General features: G+C 60.6%; 16 protein-coding genes. 8 read left to right on the forward strand and 8 right to left on the reverse strand.

Translation table 11 applies throughout. The annotated features are described in order from the left end of the window. Positions 1 to 10 precede the first annotated feature (10 nt). Entirely contained in the window at positions 11 to 997 is a 987-nt protein-coding gene (rpoS, locus tag AACR93_RS02745; RefSeq protein WP_041210181.1) for an RNA polymerase sigma factor RpoS, read from the forward strand. Positions 998 to 1,094: 97 nt separating this feature from the next. Here rpoS and AACR93_RS02750 read toward each other — a convergent pair whose 3' ends face one another. Beyond that, on the reverse strand, positions 1,095 to 2,132 hold the full coding sequence (locus tag AACR93_RS02750) for an alkene reductase (protein ID WP_041210180.1): 1,038 nt from the start codon (positions 2,130 to 2,132) through the stop codon (positions 1,095 to 1,097). Positions 2,133 to 2,331: 199 nt separating this feature from the next. Here AACR93_RS02750 and AACR93_RS02755 point away from each other — a divergent pair, with 199 nt between their 5' ends. After that, positions 2,332 to 2,898 carry a TetR/AcrR family transcriptional regulator gene (locus AACR93_RS02755; protein WP_041210179.1) on the forward strand — a complete coding sequence of 189 codons (567 nt, stop codon included), beginning with the start codon at positions 2,332 to 2,334 and terminating at the stop codon, positions 2,896 to 2,898. 106 nt (positions 2,899 to 3,004) lie between these two features. On the opposite strand, the gene AACR93_RS02760 is transcribed toward AACR93_RS02755, so the two are convergent. Further along, the gene (locus tag AACR93_RS02760; protein ID WP_043849959.1) at positions 3,005 to 3,958 is read right to left on the reverse strand and encodes a LysR family transcriptional regulator; all 954 of its coding nucleotides are present in this window, start codon (positions 3,956 to 3,958) and stop codon (positions 3,005 to 3,007) included. Between the two features lie 155 nt (positions 3,959 to 4,113). Between AACR93_RS02760 and aguA the strand changes: the two genes are divergently transcribed. Both aguA and AACR93_RS02770 read left to right on the forward strand, forming a co-directional pair. Continuing rightward, on the forward strand, positions 4,114 to 5,211 hold the full coding sequence (gene aguA / locus AACR93_RS02765) for an agmatine deiminase (RefSeq protein ID WP_043849960.1): 1,098 nt from the start codon (positions 4,114 to 4,116) through the stop codon (positions 5,209 to 5,211). Between the two features lie 266 nt (positions 5,212 to 5,477). Further along, entirely contained in the window at positions 5,478 to 7,181 is a 1,704-nt protein-coding gene (locus AACR93_RS02770) for an amidase (protein ID WP_043849961.1), read from the forward strand. 98 nt (positions 7,182 to 7,279) lie between these two features. Here the strand turns inward: AACR93_RS02770 and AACR93_RS02775 are convergent, their stop codons facing one another. Next, positions 7,280 to 7,990 carry a putative phage abortive infection protein gene (locus AACR93_RS02775; protein ID WP_082044056.1) on the reverse strand — a complete coding sequence of 237 codons (711 nt, stop codon included), beginning with the start codon at positions 7,988 to 7,990 and terminating at the stop codon, positions 7,280 to 7,282. Positions 7,991 to 8,482: 492 nt separating this feature from the next. Between AACR93_RS02775 and cphA the strand changes: the two genes are divergently transcribed. Next, positions 8,483 to 9,247: a CphA family subclass B2 metallo-beta-lactamase gene (gene cphA / locus AACR93_RS02780; RefSeq protein ID WP_082044057.1), complete on the forward strand. Its 765-nt coding sequence runs from the start codon at positions 8,483 to 8,485 to the stop codon at positions 9,245 to 9,247. A 104-nt stretch (positions 9,248 to 9,351) separates the two neighbouring features. Here the strand turns inward: cphA and AACR93_RS02785 are convergent, their stop codons facing one another. The 4 genes from AACR93_RS02785 to AACR93_RS02800 form a co-directional block, all read right to left on the reverse strand. Then, positions 9,352 to 10,776, reverse strand: a complete 1,425-nt coding sequence (locus AACR93_RS02785; RefSeq protein WP_043849964.1) for a DASS family sodium-coupled anion symporter — start codon at positions 10,774 to 10,776, stop codon at positions 9,352 to 9,354. Between the two features lie 448 nt (positions 10,777 to 11,224). Further along, positions 11,225 to 12,472 (reverse strand): DEAD/DEAH box helicase, encoded by a 1,248-nt coding sequence (locus tag AACR93_RS02790; protein WP_043849965.1) that lies wholly within the window; start codon positions 12,470 to 12,472, stop codon positions 11,225 to 11,227. 103 nt (positions 12,473 to 12,575) lie between these two features. Then, the gene (locus AACR93_RS02795; protein WP_043849966.1) at positions 12,576 to 14,045 is read right to left on the reverse strand and encodes a GGDEF domain-containing protein; all 1,470 of its coding nucleotides are present in this window, start codon (positions 14,043 to 14,045) and stop codon (positions 12,576 to 12,578) included. 109 nt (positions 14,046 to 14,154) lie between these two features. Then, positions 14,155 to 14,613: a hypothetical protein gene (locus AACR93_RS02800; protein WP_043849967.1), complete on the reverse strand. Its 459-nt coding sequence runs from the start codon at positions 14,611 to 14,613 to the stop codon at positions 14,155 to 14,157. Positions 14,614 to 14,828: 215 nt separating this feature from the next. Here AACR93_RS02800 and AACR93_RS02805 point away from each other — a divergent pair, with 215 nt between their 5' ends. Beyond that, positions 14,829 to 15,737 (forward strand): SAM hydrolase/SAM-dependent halogenase family protein, encoded by a 909-nt coding sequence (locus tag AACR93_RS02805; protein ID WP_033113790.1) that lies wholly within the window; start codon positions 14,829 to 14,831, stop codon positions 15,735 to 15,737. Between the two features lie 80 nt (positions 15,738 to 15,817). On the opposite strand, the gene AACR93_RS02810 is transcribed toward AACR93_RS02805, so the two are convergent. After that, positions 15,818 to 16,378 carry a gamma carbonic anhydrase family protein gene (locus AACR93_RS02810; protein ID WP_005343397.1) on the reverse strand — a complete coding sequence of 187 codons (561 nt, stop codon included), beginning with the start codon at positions 16,376 to 16,378 and terminating at the stop codon, positions 15,818 to 15,820. 203 nt (positions 16,379 to 16,581) lie between these two features. Between AACR93_RS02810 and AACR93_RS02815 the strand changes: the two genes are divergently transcribed. Together AACR93_RS02815 and AACR93_RS02820 are read left to right on the forward strand one after the other, a co-directional pair. Then, positions 16,582 to 17,223 (forward strand): ribonuclease T2 family protein, encoded by a 642-nt coding sequence (locus tag AACR93_RS02815; protein WP_043849968.1) that lies wholly within the window; start codon positions 16,582 to 16,584, stop codon positions 17,221 to 17,223. Between the two features lie 74 nt (positions 17,224 to 17,297). Continuing rightward, entirely contained in the window at positions 17,298 to 18,368 is a 1,071-nt protein-coding gene (locus AACR93_RS02820; protein ID WP_043849969.1) for an NAD(P)H-dependent flavin oxidoreductase, read from the forward strand. Positions 18,369 to 18,669: the final 301 nt, after the last annotated feature.

Raw genomic sequence — 18,669 nt, forward strand, 5'->3', positions numbered from 1 at the left:
GAGACACACCATGAGCCAAGAACAACTGGTAATGCAGGATGCAGAGTTAGAGTTTGACGCTGACCCCGAGTCTCACGAAGAGGTAGAAGAGCTGGAGGAGGTGGCCGCCGAGGCGGAAGAGACCATCTCCGATGAATTGCTGGCACCGGAACTGAACAAGGTGATGGATGCCACCCAGCTCTATCTGGGGGAGATTGGCTTCTCCCCCCTCCTCACTGCCGAAGAAGAAGTCTATTACGCCCGTCGTGCCTTGCGGGGTGACAAAGCAGCCCGCAAGCGCATGATCGAGTCCAACCTGCGACTGGTGGTCAAAATCGCCCGTCGTTACAACAACCGCGGCCTGGTGCTGCTGGATCTCATCGAAGAGGGCAACCTCGGTCTTATCCGCGCGGTCGAGAAGTTCGACCCCGAGCGCGGCTTCCGTTTCTCTACCTATGCCACTTGGTGGATCCGCCAGACCATCGAGCGGGCCATCATGAACCAGACCCGTACCATCCGTCTGCCCATTCATGTGGTCAAGGAGTTAAACGTTTACCTGCGCACCGCGCGTGAACTCTCTCACCGTCTCGATCACGAGCCGACCGCTGAGGATATCGCTCAGGCACTCGATTGCTCGGTGGACAATGTGAACCGCATGCTCAAGCTCAACGAGAAGATCACCTCGGTGGATACCCCCATCGGTGGCGATCGTGACAAGGCGCTGCTGGATGTGCTCTCCGACGAGCGCGGCATGGGGCCGGAGCTGGAGTCACAGGAAGATGATATGCGCAGCAGCATTGTCCACTGGCTGGAAGAGCTCAACCCCAAACAGCGGGAAGTGCTGGCTCGCCGGTTCGGCCTGCTGGGTTACGAGCCTGCCACCCTTGAGGATGTGGGGGCCGAGATTGGTCTGACCCGCGAGCGGGTACGCCAGATCCAGGTCGAGGGGCTGCGCCGTCTGCGGGAGATCCTGCTGAGCCAGGGGCTCTCAATCGAGGCCCTGTTCCGCACCAATTAAGTCCGCACCAACGCAATACGGCATCAGCCAGATAGCACGAGGGGAGCAACCGCTCCCCTCGTTTTTTATTGCCTGTTGTCTGGCGATACCGATGCGGTTAGACCAGTTCGGCCAGCATGGTGTCGGCGTAGGGCACCAGCGCTTCGCCATTTTTCACCTTGGCAAGATAGTCCGGGTTGGCGATAAGCGGACGGCCGATGGCCACCAGATCGAAGCGGTTGGCCTCGATGGCTGCGGCGGCGCGCTCGGCGTCGTAGTTGCCCACCCCGACCAGATTGCCCTTGTAGTGGGCGCGCAGATAGTCGGAGGCGCGGCCACCCAGATAATCGAAGGTGAGGTTGTCATCGAAGATGCCGAGGTGGATATAGGCCAGCGGGCGATCGTTGAGCTTGCTCAGCAGATAGTCGAACACGGCGCGATCTTCCGGGCTGCCCGCCAGATGGACATAGGCACCCGGGGAGAGACGAATACCAACCCGATCACCGCCGATGCGGGCGCTGATGGCATCGACCACTTCCAGCGCGAAGCGGCTCATATTTTCCGGGCAGCCACCGTAGTTGTCGGTGCGCAGGTTGGTGGAGTGGTGCAGGAACTGGTCGATCAGGTAGCCGTTGGCACCGTGGATCTCTACCCCGTCAAAGCCCGCCTCAATGGCGTTGGCTGCGGCTGTCGCGTAATCCTGCACCAGCTGGGCGATTTCGGCTTCGGTCAGGGCGCGTGGCACCTGATAGGTCAGCTCGCGCATGCGGGGCACAGTGCCCTCGTGCGCCACGGCAGAGGGAGCCAGCACTTCAGCCTGATGGAAGAAGGGGTGGGAGAGGCGGCCGACGTGCCACAGCTGGGCGAAGATCTTGCCGCCTTTGGCGTGTACGGCGCTGGTCACTTTCTTCCAGCCATCGATCTGGGCCTGGGTGAAGAGGCCCGGGGTATTGGGATAGCCCTGCGCATCGGGGCGGATGATGACGGCTTCGGAGACAATCAGGCCGATGTCGGCACGGCGAGCATAATAGGCAGCCATCTGCTCGGTCGGCACCAGACCGGGGCCTGCCATGCAGCGGGTGAGCGGGGCCATCATGAAGCGGTTGGCCAGGGTCAGAGTCTCATTAAGGCGATACGGCTGAAACAGGGTATTCATGATAGTGTGTCCTGAACGGGTTATTCTTGAACGTGCATTCAAGACGTTTTTTTGTTCCGATGCAAGTCTTTTTTGAATGCGCGTTCAAGATGGTTGGCCCCGACCTGCGAGTGGGGTACACTTGCCGACCTTTTCCAGCGCGCGTTGCCAGCGGCTCTTTTTGTGCCGTGGCAGCGAACCATTTCCGACGGGAGGAGCCATGCGCATTGCCGAGTTTGATCGTGACGAGGTGCTACGAAATGCCATGGAGGCGTTTCGCGCCAAGGGGTACGCCAAGACCACCATGCAGGAGCTGGTGGCTGCCACCGGCCTGCACCCGGGCAGCATCTACGGCGCCTTTGGCAACAAGCGCGGCCTGCTGCTGGCGGCTGTCGATCACTATGTGGAGAGCAAGCGGGCCCTGCGCCGCTCCCTGCTCGACAACCCGAGCCCGCTGGCCGGTCTTGCTGCCTATCTCGATCAGGTGGTGACCGAGGCGCTCTGCGGCACCTGTCTGGTGACCCGCACAATGATGGAGCTGAGCGAACAGGACGAAGAGCTTACCCAGCGGGTCAAGGGGATCTACGGCGAGCTGGAGCAGGAGCTGGCGGATCTGCTGGCGCAGGCGCAGCAGTGCGGTGAACTGGCGCCGGATCGGGATATCCGCACTCTCACCGCCCTGCTGCTGATCAACCTGCAGGGGCTTATCACCTTCGCCCAGTGCCGCCCCGATCGCCCCCTGCTCGACGACGTAGTTGCCCAGCTGATGCGGGCCCTGCGGGCGTAACGCGATACCGCAGAAACAACAGTGCCTCCCTCGGGAGCCACTGTTGTTTCTGGTCTCAGCCCTTCCTCGGCTTTTCCATCAATCTTTGATGCCAGACGCCGCGGTTTTACCTCGGCCCCACCAGCTCTTTCATCAAATCTTTCAGCCACACCAGTGCGGGTTGCTGGGCGTGAACGGGGTGCCAGACGCAGTTGAGGTGATAATCCGGCACGTCTTCGGGCAGCGGCAGGCTTTTCAGCGGCCAGTGGGTGGCGAGCAGCTCGGCTACCATGCTGGGCAGCACCAAGAGGTGATCGCTCTGGCTGACGATGGCGGCGGCGGACATATAACTCTGGCTGTTGACCGAGATGGTGCGGCTAAAGCCCTGACTTTTCAGATAGCGGTCGAGGCTCGCCTCCGAGGTGCCAAGGGGCGAGTGGAACACATGGGGCATGGCGATCAGCTGCTGCAAGGTGATGCGCTCCATCCACTGGGAGGGATCATCTTCGGCCCCGGCGGGGGCCGATTTGGCAATCGGCAGGTCGGCGCGCACCAGCCCGGCCAGCGGCTCGGTGAGCCAGGTCTCCTTGCCGAGATACCCCGGCACCTGCATGTACTCGTCAAACCCCAGCACCAGATCGATCTCGCCGCTTGCCAGTTCCGCCTCCGGCAGGGTGTCGCGCAGGATGCGGATCTCGATGGTGACCCCCGGCGCCAGCCGTCTGAGCCGCTGAATAAGCGGCGGGATCAGCACGCACTCCACGTAATCTGTGGTGCAGAGCACGAAGCGCCGCTTCGACTGGCTCGGCTCGAACTCTTCTTCCTCGGTGAGCTGCTGCTCCAGCAGCCGCAGCGCCTGCTGCACCCCGAGGTGCAGCCGCTGGGCGCGCGGGGTCGGCAGCATCCCCTGCGGGGTGCGCACCAGCAGCGGGTCGCCGAGAAAGGTGCGCAGCCGGTTAAGCGAATGGCTCATGGCGGGCTGGCTGATAAAGAGCACTTCGGCTGCGCGGGTGACGCTGCCCTGCGTCATCAGGGCGTCAAAAGCGAGCAGCAGATTGAGGTCGAGCTGGTGCAGTTTCATGGGGGGATTATTCGCCGTGTTTATGGGACAATCCATCCTATTCATTTGATGGATGGGGGCGCAACGTCTTAATCTGCGACCCACTCTTATTTTTCCGGGTTCCCGCGCCGCATCGGGCGTAAACGGGGGCCTCAATCCATGCAAGGAGCCTTGCGATGAGCATCAAGACCATTAACTCCACGCCGGCCGCCGACGGCTTCACCATGCCCGCCGAGTGGGCGCACCAGCAGGCCGTCTGGATGATCTGGCCGTTTCGCCCGGACAACTGGCGCGTAGCCGGTCGCTTCGCGCAAGAGACCTTCGCCAAGGTGGCCGATGCCATCGGTGGCGCGACTCCGGTCTTTATGGGGGTTCCGGCCCAGTTTATGGAGCAGGCCCGCGCCATCATGCCCGCCCACGTCACTTTGGTCGAAATGGACAGCGATGACTGCTGGGCCCGCGATACCGGCCCGACCATCGTTACCAACGCTGCCGGCGAGTGCCGTGGGGTGGATTGGGGCTTCAACGCCTGGGGTGGCCACAAGGGCGGTCTCTACTACCCGTGGAATCAGGATGAAGAGGTCGCAGCCCAGATGCTGACCCAACACGAGATGGCTCGCTACGATGCGCCGCTGATTCTGGAAGGGGGCTCCATCCACGTCGATGGTGAAGGCACCTGCCTGACCACCGCCGAGTGCCTGCTCAACGAAAACCGCAACCCGCACCTGACCAAAGAGCAGATCGAAGCGCACCTGCGTGACTATCTGGGCGTCACCAGCTTTATCTGGCTGGACGAAGGCGTCTACATGGACGAAACCGACGGCCACATCGACAACATGTGCTGCTTCGTGCGTCCGGGTGAAGTGGCCCTGCACTGGACTGACGATCAGAACGATCCCCAGTACGCCCGCTCCGTGGCTGCCCTCAAGGTGCTGGAAGCGGCGGTCGACGCCAAGGGTCGCAAGCTGAAAGTGTGGAAGCTGCCCCAGCCGGGCCCGCTGTTCTGCACCGAAGAGGAGTCTGCCGGTGTCGAGAGCGGTACCGGTGTGCCGCGCGAGGCAGAAGGTCGTCTGGCCGGTTCCTATGTGAACTTCCTTATCACCAACGATCGCATCGTCTATCCGCTGCTGGATGCCGCCACCGATGGCGAAGCCCAGCGCATTCTGGAAGAGATCTTCCCGGAGCACACCGTGGTCGGCGTGCCGGCCCGCGAGATCCTGCTGGGCGGTGGCAATATCCACTGCATTACCCAGCAGATCCCCTCCGGCAAATAAGAACCGGATGACGATCCTGCTGCGAGACCGTGATCACGGCTCATGTGCTGCTCGGAAGCCTCACGTATGTTTATACGCTCCGGTTCCTGCGCTGCTCTTCATCTTGCTGACGGCCTCTCGCGACGGGTCGTAAACCGGCTTACGCCAGCTGAGGTTGGTATTCAAAACCCCACGCCGTGGGGTTTTCTCTCTTGATGGTGTGATGGTCGCAGGCGCTGATGCGGCGATCATCATGACAAACAGTCACCCTTTTACAGGAGATCAAAATGATCGAAGTGACCGAGGTTTCCATTGCCGAGCTGCGTGCCGCGCTCGAATCAGGCCGCACCACAGCGGTCGAACTGGTCAAGGCCTATCTGGCCCGGATCGAGGCTTACAACGGCCCCGAGACTGCCACCAAACTCAATGCCGTGGTGGTCGCCAATCCCGATGCGTTGAAAGAGGCCGAAGCTTCCGATGCCCGACGCGCCCGTGGCGAGACCCTGAGCCCGCTCGACGGCATCCCCTACACCGCCAAAGACAGCTATCTGGTCAAGGGGCTGACCGCCGCCTCTGGCAGCCCGGCCTTCAAGGATCTGGTGGCCCAGCGCGATGCCTTTACCGTTGAGCGCCTGCGCGCCGCCGGTGCCATCTGCCTTGGCAAAACCAATATGCCGCCGATGGCTAATGGCGGCATGCAGCGCGGCGTCTATGGCCGTGCCGAGAGCCCCTACAACGCCGACTACCTGACTGCGCCGTTTGCCTCCGGCTCCTCCAACGGTGCCGGTACTGCCACCGCCGCCAGCTTCTCCGCCTTTGGTCTGGCGGAAGAGACCTGGTCGAGCGGCCGTGGCCCGGCTTCCAACAACGGCCTGTGCGCCTACACCCCGTCCCGTGGCGTCATCTCGGTGCGCGGCAACTGGCCGCTGACCCCGACCATGGATGTGGTGGTGCCTTATGCCCGCACCATGAACGACCTCTTGGAAGTGCTCGACGTAGTGGTCGCCGACGATGCCGACACCCGTGGCGATCTCTGGCGTATGCAGCCCTGGGTGCAACTGCCCAAGGCCTCTGAAGTGCGTCCGGCTTCCTATCTGGATCTGGCTGCCAAGCCCGATGCCCTCAAGGGCAAGCGCCTCGGCGTGCCGCGCATGTTTATCAACAAGGATGAACTGGCCGGCACCAGCGAAAACCCCGGTATCGGCGGCCCGACCGGTCAGCGCATCCATACCCGCGAGACCGTGATCGCCCTCTGGGAAGATGCGCGCAAGGCGCTGGAAGCCGCGGGCGCCGAAGTCATCGAAGTGGACTTCCCGCTGGTCTCCAACTGCGAAGGGGATCGACCCGGCGCGCCGACCGTGTTCAATCGCGGCATCGTGAGCCCGGAGTTTCTCAACGACGAGCTGTGGGAGCTTTCCGGCTGGGCGTTCGACGACTTCCTGCGCGCCAACGGTGATCCCAAGCTCAACAAGCTGGCCGATGTCGATGGGCCGAAGATCTTCCCCCACGATCCGGGCACCCTGCCGAACCGCGAGGGCGATCTGGCGGCGGGCATGGACGAGTACGTCAATATGGCCAAGCGCGGCATCAAGCGCTTTGACGAGATCCCCACAGTGCCGGACGGCCTGCGCGGTCTGGAGAAGACTCGCAAGCTGGATCTGGAGGACTGGATGGACGGGCTCAAGCTCGACGCCGTGCTGTTCCCGACCGTCGCCGACGTCGCCCCGGCTGATGCGGATGTGAATCCGGCCTCCGCCGATATCGCCTGGAGCAACGGCATCTGGGTTGCCAACGGCAACCTCGCCATTCGCCACCTCGGCGTGCCGACTGTCACCGTCCCCATGGGGGTGATGGCCGATATCGGTATGCCGGTGGGCCTGACCTTCGCCGGTCGCGCCTATGACGACAATAACCTGCTGCGCTTCGCCTCGGCCTTCGAGTCCACCGGCAGCAAGCGTATGGTGCCGCCACGGACGCCGCCGTTGGTTTGATTGCTGTTATAAGTTAAATATCTCGGGTTTATCTGAAGATAATAAAAAACCACCCGTTATTCGGGTGGTTTTTTATATGAAAAACTCATTATTTAAATTCACTTGTTTTCACAGATTGCCATTATTTTATCTGATATATGCTCAAATGGACATGCAATAGGGTCATTCACTATATCACCCCACCTCCCCTTATTTCTTCCATTACAATTCAGCATAAGTAAACCAAGCTCATAGGATGACAACTGACTTTTAATCAAATCATAATATTTCTTGGCCTCCCGAGTGTTGATTAGTTCCTCATCAACACCATCTTTAACATGTCTGAATAATTGGTAGATGGTTCTGAAATAATGCTCAAGCTCCCATGAACGTTCATCAAGGAATTTATTGTATTCATGCATAATTGGGGTGTTTATTTTTTTACTTCGTTTTCTTTTTTCAATCTGAATGAAAAACACTCTCAAACAATCACGACCTTTAGTTATTTTGCCATTTTGATCCATCAAGTCTATAGATTGGATAATGTTTTGATAGAAGCTCAGTATGCTAAAAAATTGGTTTTCAAATTCTTGTTTTTGAGATGAAACAATTTGCATTCTCAATGTTATCGCAACAAGAAGTACGGATGCGAAACCAAATAAAGGATTTAATGTCCCACCAAAATAGTCACCTAGTTGCCCCCATTTCTCTATTGACACCGGTGTGTCTCGATCTTTGAAGTTTGAATAAAAAACATAAGTGGTGAGTGCGACAAGTGCAATACATGATGACACGATGATGGAACTTATATTTTTTTTGATTTTTTTCATGTAAATTTGAAAAGTGAAAGTTGCCGAAGATAGATTTGCCACATTATACCAACGTGATAAATCTGAGTATCTAGCTTTTTTACATTTCGTATGTTGCAACTCTGGGACAGTATGTTCGAATAGCGAAGCGTATTCGGACGTTCGCGAAAGGGAGGTTGCCGAGAGGTCGCTGGCATTCAAGGTTGCTTGAACGTTTTTCCATCACCATGTTCGCGGTAAACGGACGATTACGCTGCGCTAATCGTCCCTACATCAAGGCGGTGATTGCGTGTTTTGAGCCTTACCTCTCTCCATTTTTCGCACTGCCAACTGCCATCTTTGCCGTGGCTCGTCGCCGATTCCCCCCTGATTTTTCTGCATTCCACCTGACTTCACTCAGACTTCACACAACCTCATTTTCCCCTCACAAATCCCCCGTATCTTCTGCCCACTGCTTAAAAGGCCCGGCTTGCCACAGGGGTGGCGAGGGGGCGGTTGGTTCGAGGGAGCAAGATGATGAAAGGTTGGATAAAGTGCGGATTGGCCGGGGCCGTGGTGCTGATGGCGAGTTTCTGGGGCGGCAGCGTGCGGGCGGCGGGGATCTCCCTCAAGCAGGTGAGCGGCCCTGTCTATGTGGTGGAGGATAACTACTACGTCAAAGAGAACTCCATGGTCTATTTCGGGGCCAAGGGGGTGACGGTGGTGGGGGCGACCTGGACGCCGGATATCGCCCGCGAGCTGCACAAGCTCATTAAACGGGTCAGCAGCAAGCCGGTGCTGGAGGTGATCAACACCAACTACCACACCGATCGGGCGGGCGGTAACGCCTACTGGAAGTCCATCGGGGCCAAGGTGGTGGCGACGCGCCAGACCCGGGATCTGATGAAGAGCGACTGGGCCGAGATTGTCGCCTTTACCCGCAAGGGGCTGCCGGAGTACCCGGATCTGCCGCTGGTGTTGCCCAACGTGGTACACGATGGCGACTTCAAGCTGCAAGAGGGCAAGGTGCGCGCCTTCTACGCGGGCCCGGCCCATACGCCGGACGGCATCTTTGTCTACTTCCCCGACGAGCAGGTGCTCTATGGCAACTGCATCCTCAAGGAGAAGCTGGGCAACCTGAGCTTTGCCAATGTGAAGGAGTATCCGCAGACCATCGAGCGGCTCAAAGCGATGAAGCTGCCGATCAAGACGGTGATTGGCGGTCACGACTCGCCGCTGCACGGGCCCGAGCTGATCGATCACTACGAGGCGCTGATCAAGGCGGCACCGCAGAGCTGACCCGCGCTGTTTTTAACAATGCCGCAGCTTGTGGCAAGGGCAGCGCCGGTATGGAACGTTGCACACCCTCTATGCAAAAGGGCCCGTTACGGGCCCTTTTGCTATCAGATCAGCCACTGCCACCAGGTGAGGCCAATGCTCATCACCACGGCAAAGCCCACGATGGCGATCACCAGACCGATGCGCATCCACTCCGCACTGGTGTGATAGCCCATTCCCATCAGCAGCGGGATGCGGGCGTGGGAGTAGGTGGCGAGGTTGCAGCCGACGTTGGTGATGGCGGCGATGCTGAAGATGGCCAGCTCTGCAGGTACGCCGACCGCCAGCAGGGCCCCGGCAATGACCGGTGCCAGCGCCACCACCTTGGCGGTGGCCGAGGCGAAGGCGTAGGAGGTAAAGAGGTAGAGCCCCATCACCACCAGCAGCATGGGAATGGTGCCGAGCCCGCCGAGGGTGCTGTGCATAAAGCCGGAGAGTTCATCCCCCAGCCAGCCGGTAAAGCCGACCCGTTTCAGGTTGTCGGCCATCCCCATCAGCACGCTGAACCAGATCAGGGTATCGAAGGCGGCGCTGTTGCCCTTCACATCGTTCCAGTTCAGCACGCCGAGCAGCAGCAGGGCGGCCAGACCGAGAAAGGCGACCGTGGTGGCATCCAGCCCCAGATTGCTGCCGCCGACCCAGAGCACCACCAGACCGACAAAGACCCCGAGCAGGCTCTTCTCATGGCGGGAGAGGGGGCCCATTTTGGCCAGCTCCTCGCGGGCGAAGCGGGGGGCATCCGGCGTGTCGAGGGTCTCGGGGCGGATCACCAGATAGAGCACCAGCGGCATGATCAGCAGCAGACCGATGGCGGGCGGCAGCAGATAGAGCGCCCATTCGCGAAAGCCGACCGTCAGCCCGGCGACGCTGGCGGCAATGCCGACCAGCGCCAGATTGCCGGCAAAGCCGGTGCTGAAGGCGACCGCCGAGGCGTCGTTCATGGCGCTGACGCTGGAGAGCAGGAACTGCCCCAGCTTGCGGTCATCCTTGTTGATGGTCTTGGCCAGCGAGTCGGCAATGGGGGCGACGATGGCGGCGCGAGCCGTGTTGCTCGGGGTGGCGGGGGCCAGAATAAAGTCGGCAACCGCCAGACAGTAGGCGGAACGCAGGGTGGACTGGCCGAAGCGGCTGAGCAGCAGCAGGGCGATCCGCTTGCCAAGGCCGGTCTTGGCAAAGGCGCTGGCAATCATGAAGGCGATGACGATAAGCCAGATCAGCGGGTGGTTGAAGTCGACCAGGGCCCCTTCGATGGCCGCCTTGGGGGTCGCTTCGCCGCCAGCATGGAGCACGGCGTAGAGCCCGAGGGAGAGAATGGCGATATAGCCGGTCGGCGCTATGTTGGTGACGATGACCAGAATGGTGGCGATAAACAGAATGGCGGTGTGGTAGGCCGCCGGTGCCAGTCCGGCCGGGGCTGGCAGCTGCCAGCAGACGATAGCCAGCAGCACGGTCACGAGTGCGGCGAGCTGGGCGAGAGTGAGTTTTTTCATAAGATTCCTGTCCGGAATGAGTGGGGAGGGAGCGATTGAGGCCGCTTCAGCCCCCCTACTATAAAAGGGGTATTGATGGATGCCAAATCCATCAATTGCATCAAATTGAGCGTTCGATTAATTGCGGCTGGTTATTTGGGCTGGCCTGGCCTTGTGGAGATGGGGTGATGCAGGGCAACCGGCAGGCAATCAAAAGTGGTGAACAGCAAAACGCCCGGGATCGGGCGTTCTCTTTTTATAGGGCTCGCAGCCCTGCTGTTGCACCTTTATGGCATACGGGGCGTGGCGGGGGGCGGTATAAGCTGGAGTTGGGTCATTTCGGGAAAACCCATAAATCCTGATTATAGTGAGCCGGTTTGCCGCTGCTCCCCCGCACGGCGGCAAAACCGGCCGCACAGGGGCTTGCTCCGGTTTGCAGGGATGGGTTTGCAAGGATTGGCGCGGGCCGTTAGCGCCGCCCCTTGCCACCCTTGTTGCCAGCGAGGGCCTGCTTTCTGGCGCGCTGTTTCTGGGCTGCCTTGCTGTTGCGGCGCGGCTCGGGATCGAAGCGGGTGAGATCCGGCTCAAAGCCCGGGAACCACTGCTGGGGCAAACGGGTGTCGAGCACCGCTTCCACCTTCTCCAGCAGTGGCGCATCTTCCGGGCTGAACAGGGTGATGGCGAGCCCCTTGTTGCCGGCGCGACCTGTGCGACCGATGCGGTGGACGTAATCCTCTGCCACAAACGGGAATTCGAGGTTAATCACGTAGTTGAGATCCGTGATATCGAGGCCGCGGGCCGCCACGTCGGTGGCAACCAGCGCCTGCAGGGTGCCGGCGCGAAACTCCAGCAGCACCTTCTCCCGCGCGCTCTGCGACAGGTCGCCGTGGAAGGCGAGCGCATTGATGCCCGCCTTGCCAAGCTGCTGGGCCAGTTTATCGGCCCCTTGGCGGGTGCGGCTGAAGATGAGGGCCGGAGCCCACCCCTTCACTTTCAGCATATGTTCGACCAGCGCCAGCTTGCGATCGCTATCCACCGTATAAACCCTCTGCTCCACCTCGGCTGCCGTGGTATTGCGCGGCGCCACCTCGATAAGCGCCGGGTCGCGCAGCAGCACTTTGCTCAAGGCAAACAGGTTGTCGTCGCAGGTGGCGGAGAAGAGCAGGGTCTGGCGATCCGCCGGGATCTGTTTGAGCAGCGCCTTGATCTCGTCCATAAAGCCCATGTCGAGCATGCGGTCCGCCTCGTCAAACACCAGATGGCGCAGCGCCGCCAGACTCAAGGCCCCCTGCCGCAGATGGTCGAGCAGGCGGCCCGGGGTGGCGATCAGGATATCCACTCCGGCTTGAAGCGCCTCGACCTGCGCCGCGATACTCACCCCGCCGTAGACTTGCGTGCTGGTGAGGCCTGTCCCCTGACCGTAGCGCGCCACGCTCTCGGCGACCTGCACCGCCAGCTCGCGGGTCGGCACCAGCACCAGCGCGCGGATCGGGCGGGGCTCTGCCTGTGGCTGTTGCAGCAGCTGCTCCAGCAGCGGCAGCACAAAGGCGGCGGTCTTGCCGGTGCCGGTCTGGGCGCCCGCCATCAGATCGCGCCCCGCCAGAATGACGGGGATGGCGCTGGCCTGCACCGGAGTCGGCGCGGCATAACCCAGTTCGGTCAGGGTCTGCTGCAAGCGGGGGGAGAGGGCCAGTTCGGCAAAGGAGGCTGTGGACATAGGGGCACCAGTCGGGGTTATCGCGGCCAGCGGCCACGATGCAGTGAGTGATCGTGGCCGCGATGGTAACAGATAGAGGGGGAGTGGCAGAAGGCGGGCCAGCTTAGCTGGCGGTTTCGGCGTCGGGGTTGCGGATCAGGTGGATCTGCTGGCCATCGTAGCTGGCGATATTGTGTTTGCCCTGCTGTTTGACGTGATAGAGCAGCTCGTCGGCCAGATGCACCGCCTCGGCCACCGACAGGTAGTCGCGGATCCGGATCACCCCTGCCGAGAAGGTGATGGGGTCGGGCAGCTCGGCAATGGTAAGGGGGCGGGCGAGTAGCCGGGCGGCGGAGTGGCGCATCATCTCGTCATCGTCCATCCCCTTGAACAGCACGATGAACTCCTCGCCGCCCCAGCGGATGGCGCTGTCCACCTTGCGGATATTGCTCCTGAGGTGGCGGGAAAAGGCGACCAGCGCCTGATCGCCAGTACCGTGGCCATAGGTGTCGTTGATCGACTTGAAGTTGTCGATGTCGAGGATCATCAGGTAGTCGTGTTCGTGCAGCATGGTGCGGTTGAGGATGTCGCGCCGCGGCAGCTGGGTCAGGTGATCGGTGTGGGCCAGGGTGCGCAGCCGCTGGTAGAGCTGCTTCCACGCCACCATCGCCAGCAGAATGATGATGATGTAGACCTTGAAGGCCGCGCTGTGGAGCGCCAGCTTGATGAAGTCGAGCCAGGAGTAGGACCACTTCAGATAGAGCACGGCGCCGCTTTTGGTCTGCATAAAGGGTTTGTTGAGACAGAGATGAAAGGCACGGCACGGCTCGGCGGCATCGAAGGCGATGGCGGTGCGGCTCGGGTTGAGATGTTGAAAGGGGCGCAGCACCTCGTTGAAGGCTTCATCTACCGCGATGTCGATGGCCAGCAGGCCATATTTGTAGCCGCCGCGCCCCAGCTGATAGGTGAAGGGGAAGTACATCACTATCGTGTTGCGCAGGCTGAAACTGTCTACCTCGATATCGGAGACCACCGCTTCATCGGTGCTGCAGAAGTGCCGGAGCTTGCTGAAGCTGGCGCAGCCGAAGTAGTGATACCAGGGGCGGAAGCTCATCAGATCCACCCGGACAGAGCCCAGCTTGGCGGGCAGGATGCGCTCGTTGGCCACCATGCCGATCAGCCGGTAGTCATCCCAGATGGTGTAGATGTTGATCACCTCCGGGTAGGAGAGGGCGTAACGGAAGGTGTTGAGGATATTGGCCGCCGGGTATTGCAGCGGGATATCGGCAAAGCGCTCCTTGCTCTTGAGGTCGTAGCCGTAGAGATAGTCGGTGCCGACGCCGCTCGGGGGCGGGCGTCGGTCGAGCGGATGGTGCTGTGCCAGATAGCTGGCGATGTTCTCCACCTTGAGGATCTTGGCCCGCTGGTAGAAGACGTCGAACACGTTCTTCTGTTTGGCGGTGATGAGGTTCATATCGTGCTGGATATTGAGATAGGTGTAATAGAGGACGCAACCCAGCCCGCCCAATACCAGCAGGGCGAGCCCCAGCAGGGTGGCTCTGGGACGGTCGAGTCGAATCTGATACCAGGCCATGGCCGGGGTCTCTCCTGAGTGGGGTAAAGGATCCGCAGGTGGCGGAGTGCGGGGGTGGACATGATTGAGTATATGCCACCTCGCCCGGCGTCAGCCCCGGCGCGGCCGGCTATTCAACCTGCAACACCTGCTCGCTGGCCAGATGGTGCAACCACTCCCGCACGATCAGCAGCACGGCGGCAAACTCCCCCTCCCGCGGTAACTGGCTGGCGGCGAGGGGATCCCCCTCTGCCATGGCGGCCAGCTGGCCAAAGACTTGTTCCACCAGTTCCCGGCTCATGGTGTTATCCCCCAGCACTTCGGCCAGCGAGGGCTCGCTGCGCAGAGTGAGGGGCAGACCGGGCGGTATTTCGGGAGCTATGCGCATCAGTTCATCTTCCACCACCATGATGGCGCGCTCCAGTTCGAGCGGGGTGGGCGGCGCGTGGCGAAATGGCCCTGGCTGGATGGCGCGGGTGCCGAAGGCGAGCGTCCAGCTGGCGAGGGGAGCATCGGCGTGGCCAAGCCAGACCTGACTGCGCTGCTCGCCAATCTCCAGTAACAGTGTGGTGTCGGGGGCGGGATTCATGGTGCGGGACTCCTGTCGGGGGCGAGTGTGACAACCCTCTTTTGATAACGCCATCAACCGGCTTTGGCGAGCACAATTTCTGCCATAGCCCCTCTGTTTTGCGAGTGGCGGCTCACTTTGGTGTTAACACCTTGCAATAAATTCCTGTTGTGGCAGTCTGGATGGCCAAATGAAGGTTTTTAACCACTCATTGCCACCGTTTCAGGAGTTCAGATATGGATATTCGTACCGCTCCCCGCGCCATTGCGCTCGCCCTGCTGCTGGCCAGCAGTGTTGCCACCGCCAACGAGGCGCTGGTGATCCAGACCGACTTTGGCCTTAAAGATGGCGCCGTCTCGGCCATGAAGGGGGTCGCCTTCGGGGTGGATCGCACCCTGCCGCTCTATGACCTGACCCACGAGATCCCGGCCTACAACATCTGGGAAGCCTCCTACCGCCTCTATCAGACCCTGCAGTACTGGCCCAAGGGCACTGTGTTCGTCAGCGTGGTGGATCCGGGTGTCGGCACCGATCGCAAGTCGGTGGTGCTCAAGACCAAGAGCGGCCACTACATCGTCAGCCCGGATAACGGCACCCTGACTCTGGTAGCCGAACACTTCGGTATCGACACCGTGCGCCAGATCGACGAGAAGACCAATCGCCTCAAGGGCTCCGAGAAGTCCTACACCTTCCATGGTCGCGATGTGTATGCCTACACCGGCGCCCGGCTCGCGTCCGGTGCCATCAGCTACGAGCAGGTGGGCCCGAAACTGCCTGCCGAGGTGGTGAAGATCCCCTATCAGGCTGCGGTAGCCGAGAAGGATGGCACCCTCAAAGGCACCATCCCGATCCTCGATGTGCAGTATGGCAACGTCTGGACCAACATCGACGATACCCTGCTGACCAAGGCCGGGATCAACAAAGGGGATACCGCCTGCATCAAGATCAGCGAAGGCTCTGCACTGAAATATGACGGCAAGGCACCCTACGTCAGCAGCTTTGGCGATGTGCCGGAAGGGCAGCCGCTGGTCTACCTCAACAGCCTGCTGCAGGTGTCGGTGGCGCTTAATATGGACAGCTTCGCAGCCAAGCATCAGGTGCAATCCGGTGCCAACTGGCATATCAGCCTGAAGAAGTGCTCCTGATCCGCACATATATAAGTAGCGATAGAAACAGCAACGGGCGCCTCGGCGCCCGTTTTGTTCTCTGGTGATAAAGAAAGGGATCAGAACTCGTTGGAGAGTGCCTTGTACCCTTTGACCAGATCGATATTGGTATGGGCCACGTCTTCGGAGAACTCGGCGGCATCCACCGAAACCCGCGGGATATGGGTCAGATCGCTCTGCTGGTTGATGCGGGTGGTGGAGGGGACGTAGAACTCCGGCGGCAGATCGCAGCCATCGATCACCGAGTTGTGACGCACCACGGCACCATCGCCGATATGGCAGTTGAACAGAACACTGTTGAAACCGATAAAGACCCGGTTCCCCACTTCGCACGGCCCGTGGACGATGGAGCGGTGGGCGATGGAGGTGTATTCGCCGATGGTGACGGCGGCGCCGGATTTGGAGTGGATCACCACCCCGTCCTGAATGTTGGAGTTGGCGCCGATGACGATGGGCTCCATCTCGCCGTTGGCATCCACCTCGTCGGCGCGGATCACCGCGTAGGGGCCGACGAAGACATTCTCTTTGATGATCACCTTGCCGCAGATGATGGCGGTTTTGTCGATATAGGCGGATTCATCGATGACCGGCAGGTGGCCGGAGGGATTTTTGCGGATCATGTTACATCCTGTGGTTGCCAAGAGGAGTGCTTGGGTGGTGGACGAGGCATCCACCGGTCGGTCAGCTTACCCCTCGTTGCCCCTCGGTGAAAGCCCTGACTGGTCTGACCCTTGTCGCAAGCAGCGCCGCGATCACTGTTTCCGCTCGCCGGAATATGGGAGCATGGCTGCCATCCCGAGAGTCGGTTTGGATGGATATAAAGATGAAGAAGATGATGGCCCTGTTGGCTGGTGGTTTGCTGCTCTCCTCTGCGGTGCAGGCGAAAGGGGTGGCGGGTGACTTTGATTACTATGCGCTGGCGCTCTCCTGGTCGCCCGAGCACTGTGCCGTCAAGCCTGCGGACAAGGATCAATGTTCCCGCAAGCTGGGCTTTGTGCTGCACGGTCTCTGGCCCCAGTATGATCGCGGTTATCCTAGCAACTGCACCCGTGAGCGGCTCGACGCCAACATGGAGCAGGAGTTTGCCGGCCTCTACCCCAGCCGTTTTCTCTATCGCCATGAGTGGGAAAAGCACGGCACCTGCTCCGGCCTGAGTCAGCCCCAATTCCATCAGCTGGCAAGCGACCTGCGCCAGAAGGTGAAGATCCCTGCGGCTTATCAATCCCCGGAAGAGCCGCTGCGCAAGAGCACCTTCCAGCTTAAAGCCGATCTGGCGAGCGCCAACGAGTGGCTGGCCCCCGACAACATCACGGTAGCGTGCGCCGATGGTGGCCGCTTCCTGCGGGAGATCTACATCTGCGTCAATAAAGAGGGGACGGATGCGGTCACCTGCTCCGCCGAGATGCAAAAGCGCGAGCGCCGCTCCTGCGGTCAGCCGGATTTCCTGCTGCGCAGCGTGCGTTGATGTGTCATTAGCATGAGCGGGCCCATGATGGGCCCGTTCTATTTTTCCGCCATTTGCAGAAAGGAGTCTGGATCATGGATGCCCCTTCCCGTTTTGCTCGTCGCCTCGGCCTGCGTTACCCGCTGATCCAGGCCCCCATGGCAGGTGTGCAGGATCACCGGCTGGCCATCGCCGCCTGTCAGGCAGGCCTGCTGGGCTCCTTGCCGACGGCCATGCTCGGCTGCGAGCAGTTATCCGCCCAGCTGCAGGCAATGCGGGCTGCGACCGATGCTCCCTTCAACGTCAACTTCTTCTGCCATCGGCAGGAGGAGCCAGATCCTGATCAACAGATGCGCTGGCAACAGGCGCTCTCTCCCTACTATGCCGAGTTTGACATCAGCATGGCGGCAGCAACGGCTGCCGCAGCCAGGGCACCCACCCGGGCCCCGTTCAACGCACAACATGCCGAGCTGCTGACCGGGTTCAGGCCGACGGTGGTCAGCTTCCACTTTGGTTTGCCTGCCCCCGAGCTGCTTGCCAGCGTGAAGGCGAGCGGCGCCTATGTGCTGGCAAGCGCCACCACGGTGGCCGAGGCGCAGTGGCTTGCTCACCACGGCGCCGATGCGGTGATTGCGCAGGGGCTGGAAGCGGGCGGTCATCGCGGCCATTTCCTCTCTGATGATCTCGCGCTGCAGCAGAGCACCTTTACCTTGCTGCCACAGATCCTTGCCGCGATCGACCTGCCGGTGATCGCCGCCGGTGGCATCGTCGATGGCAAGGGGATTGCCAACGCGCTGGCGCTGGGGGCGAGTGGCGTACAGATGGGTACCGCCTTTCTCTGCTGCCATGAGGCGACGACCTCGCCGCTGCATCGGGCGGCGCTTCACTCATCTCGAGGCGAGCATACGGCACTGACCAATCTGTTCAGCGGCCGCCCCGCCCGCGGCATAAGTAACCGGTTGATGCGGGAGCTGGGCCCGCTCTCGGATCTGGCGCCTTGCTTCCCTTATGCCAGTGGCGCCCTGGCTTTGCTGCGCGCAGTGGCCGAGTCCCGGGGCGATAGCGGGTTCTCTCCGCTCTGGGCGGGGCAGGATCTCTCCGGTTGTCGTGAGCTGCCCCTCAGCGAGCTGGTGGCGGAGTGGATAAAGGAGGCCGGACTGGTGTGATTGCCTCTATATAAGAGGTAAAGAGAGCAAGCAGGAGAGGTGCATGGTTGGCGAATTGCGTGCTCAACCACCTGATAAGCGCTGTGTTATGGCCGCGAACAATCCGGATTTTACGCCTTTCTGTGGATAAGTCTGTGCAAAGCTTGTTGGTTGATATGAATAACCAATAAAGTGCAGTTTTTTGCGATTTTATTGCATTTCAGCCCTTGCCAATGTGATCAATCTCTCTATAATGCGCCCCATCGACACGGCAAGCGGCAACGCAAACAGCCGGGTCGGTAGCCTCGAAAAGCCTTTGCAA

This window comes from Aeromonas sp. L_1B5_3, from assembly GCF_963866575.1.
In the GTDB taxonomy this organism is placed as follows: Bacteria; Pseudomonadota; Gammaproteobacteria; order Enterobacterales; family Aeromonadaceae; genus Aeromonas; species Aeromonas jandaei.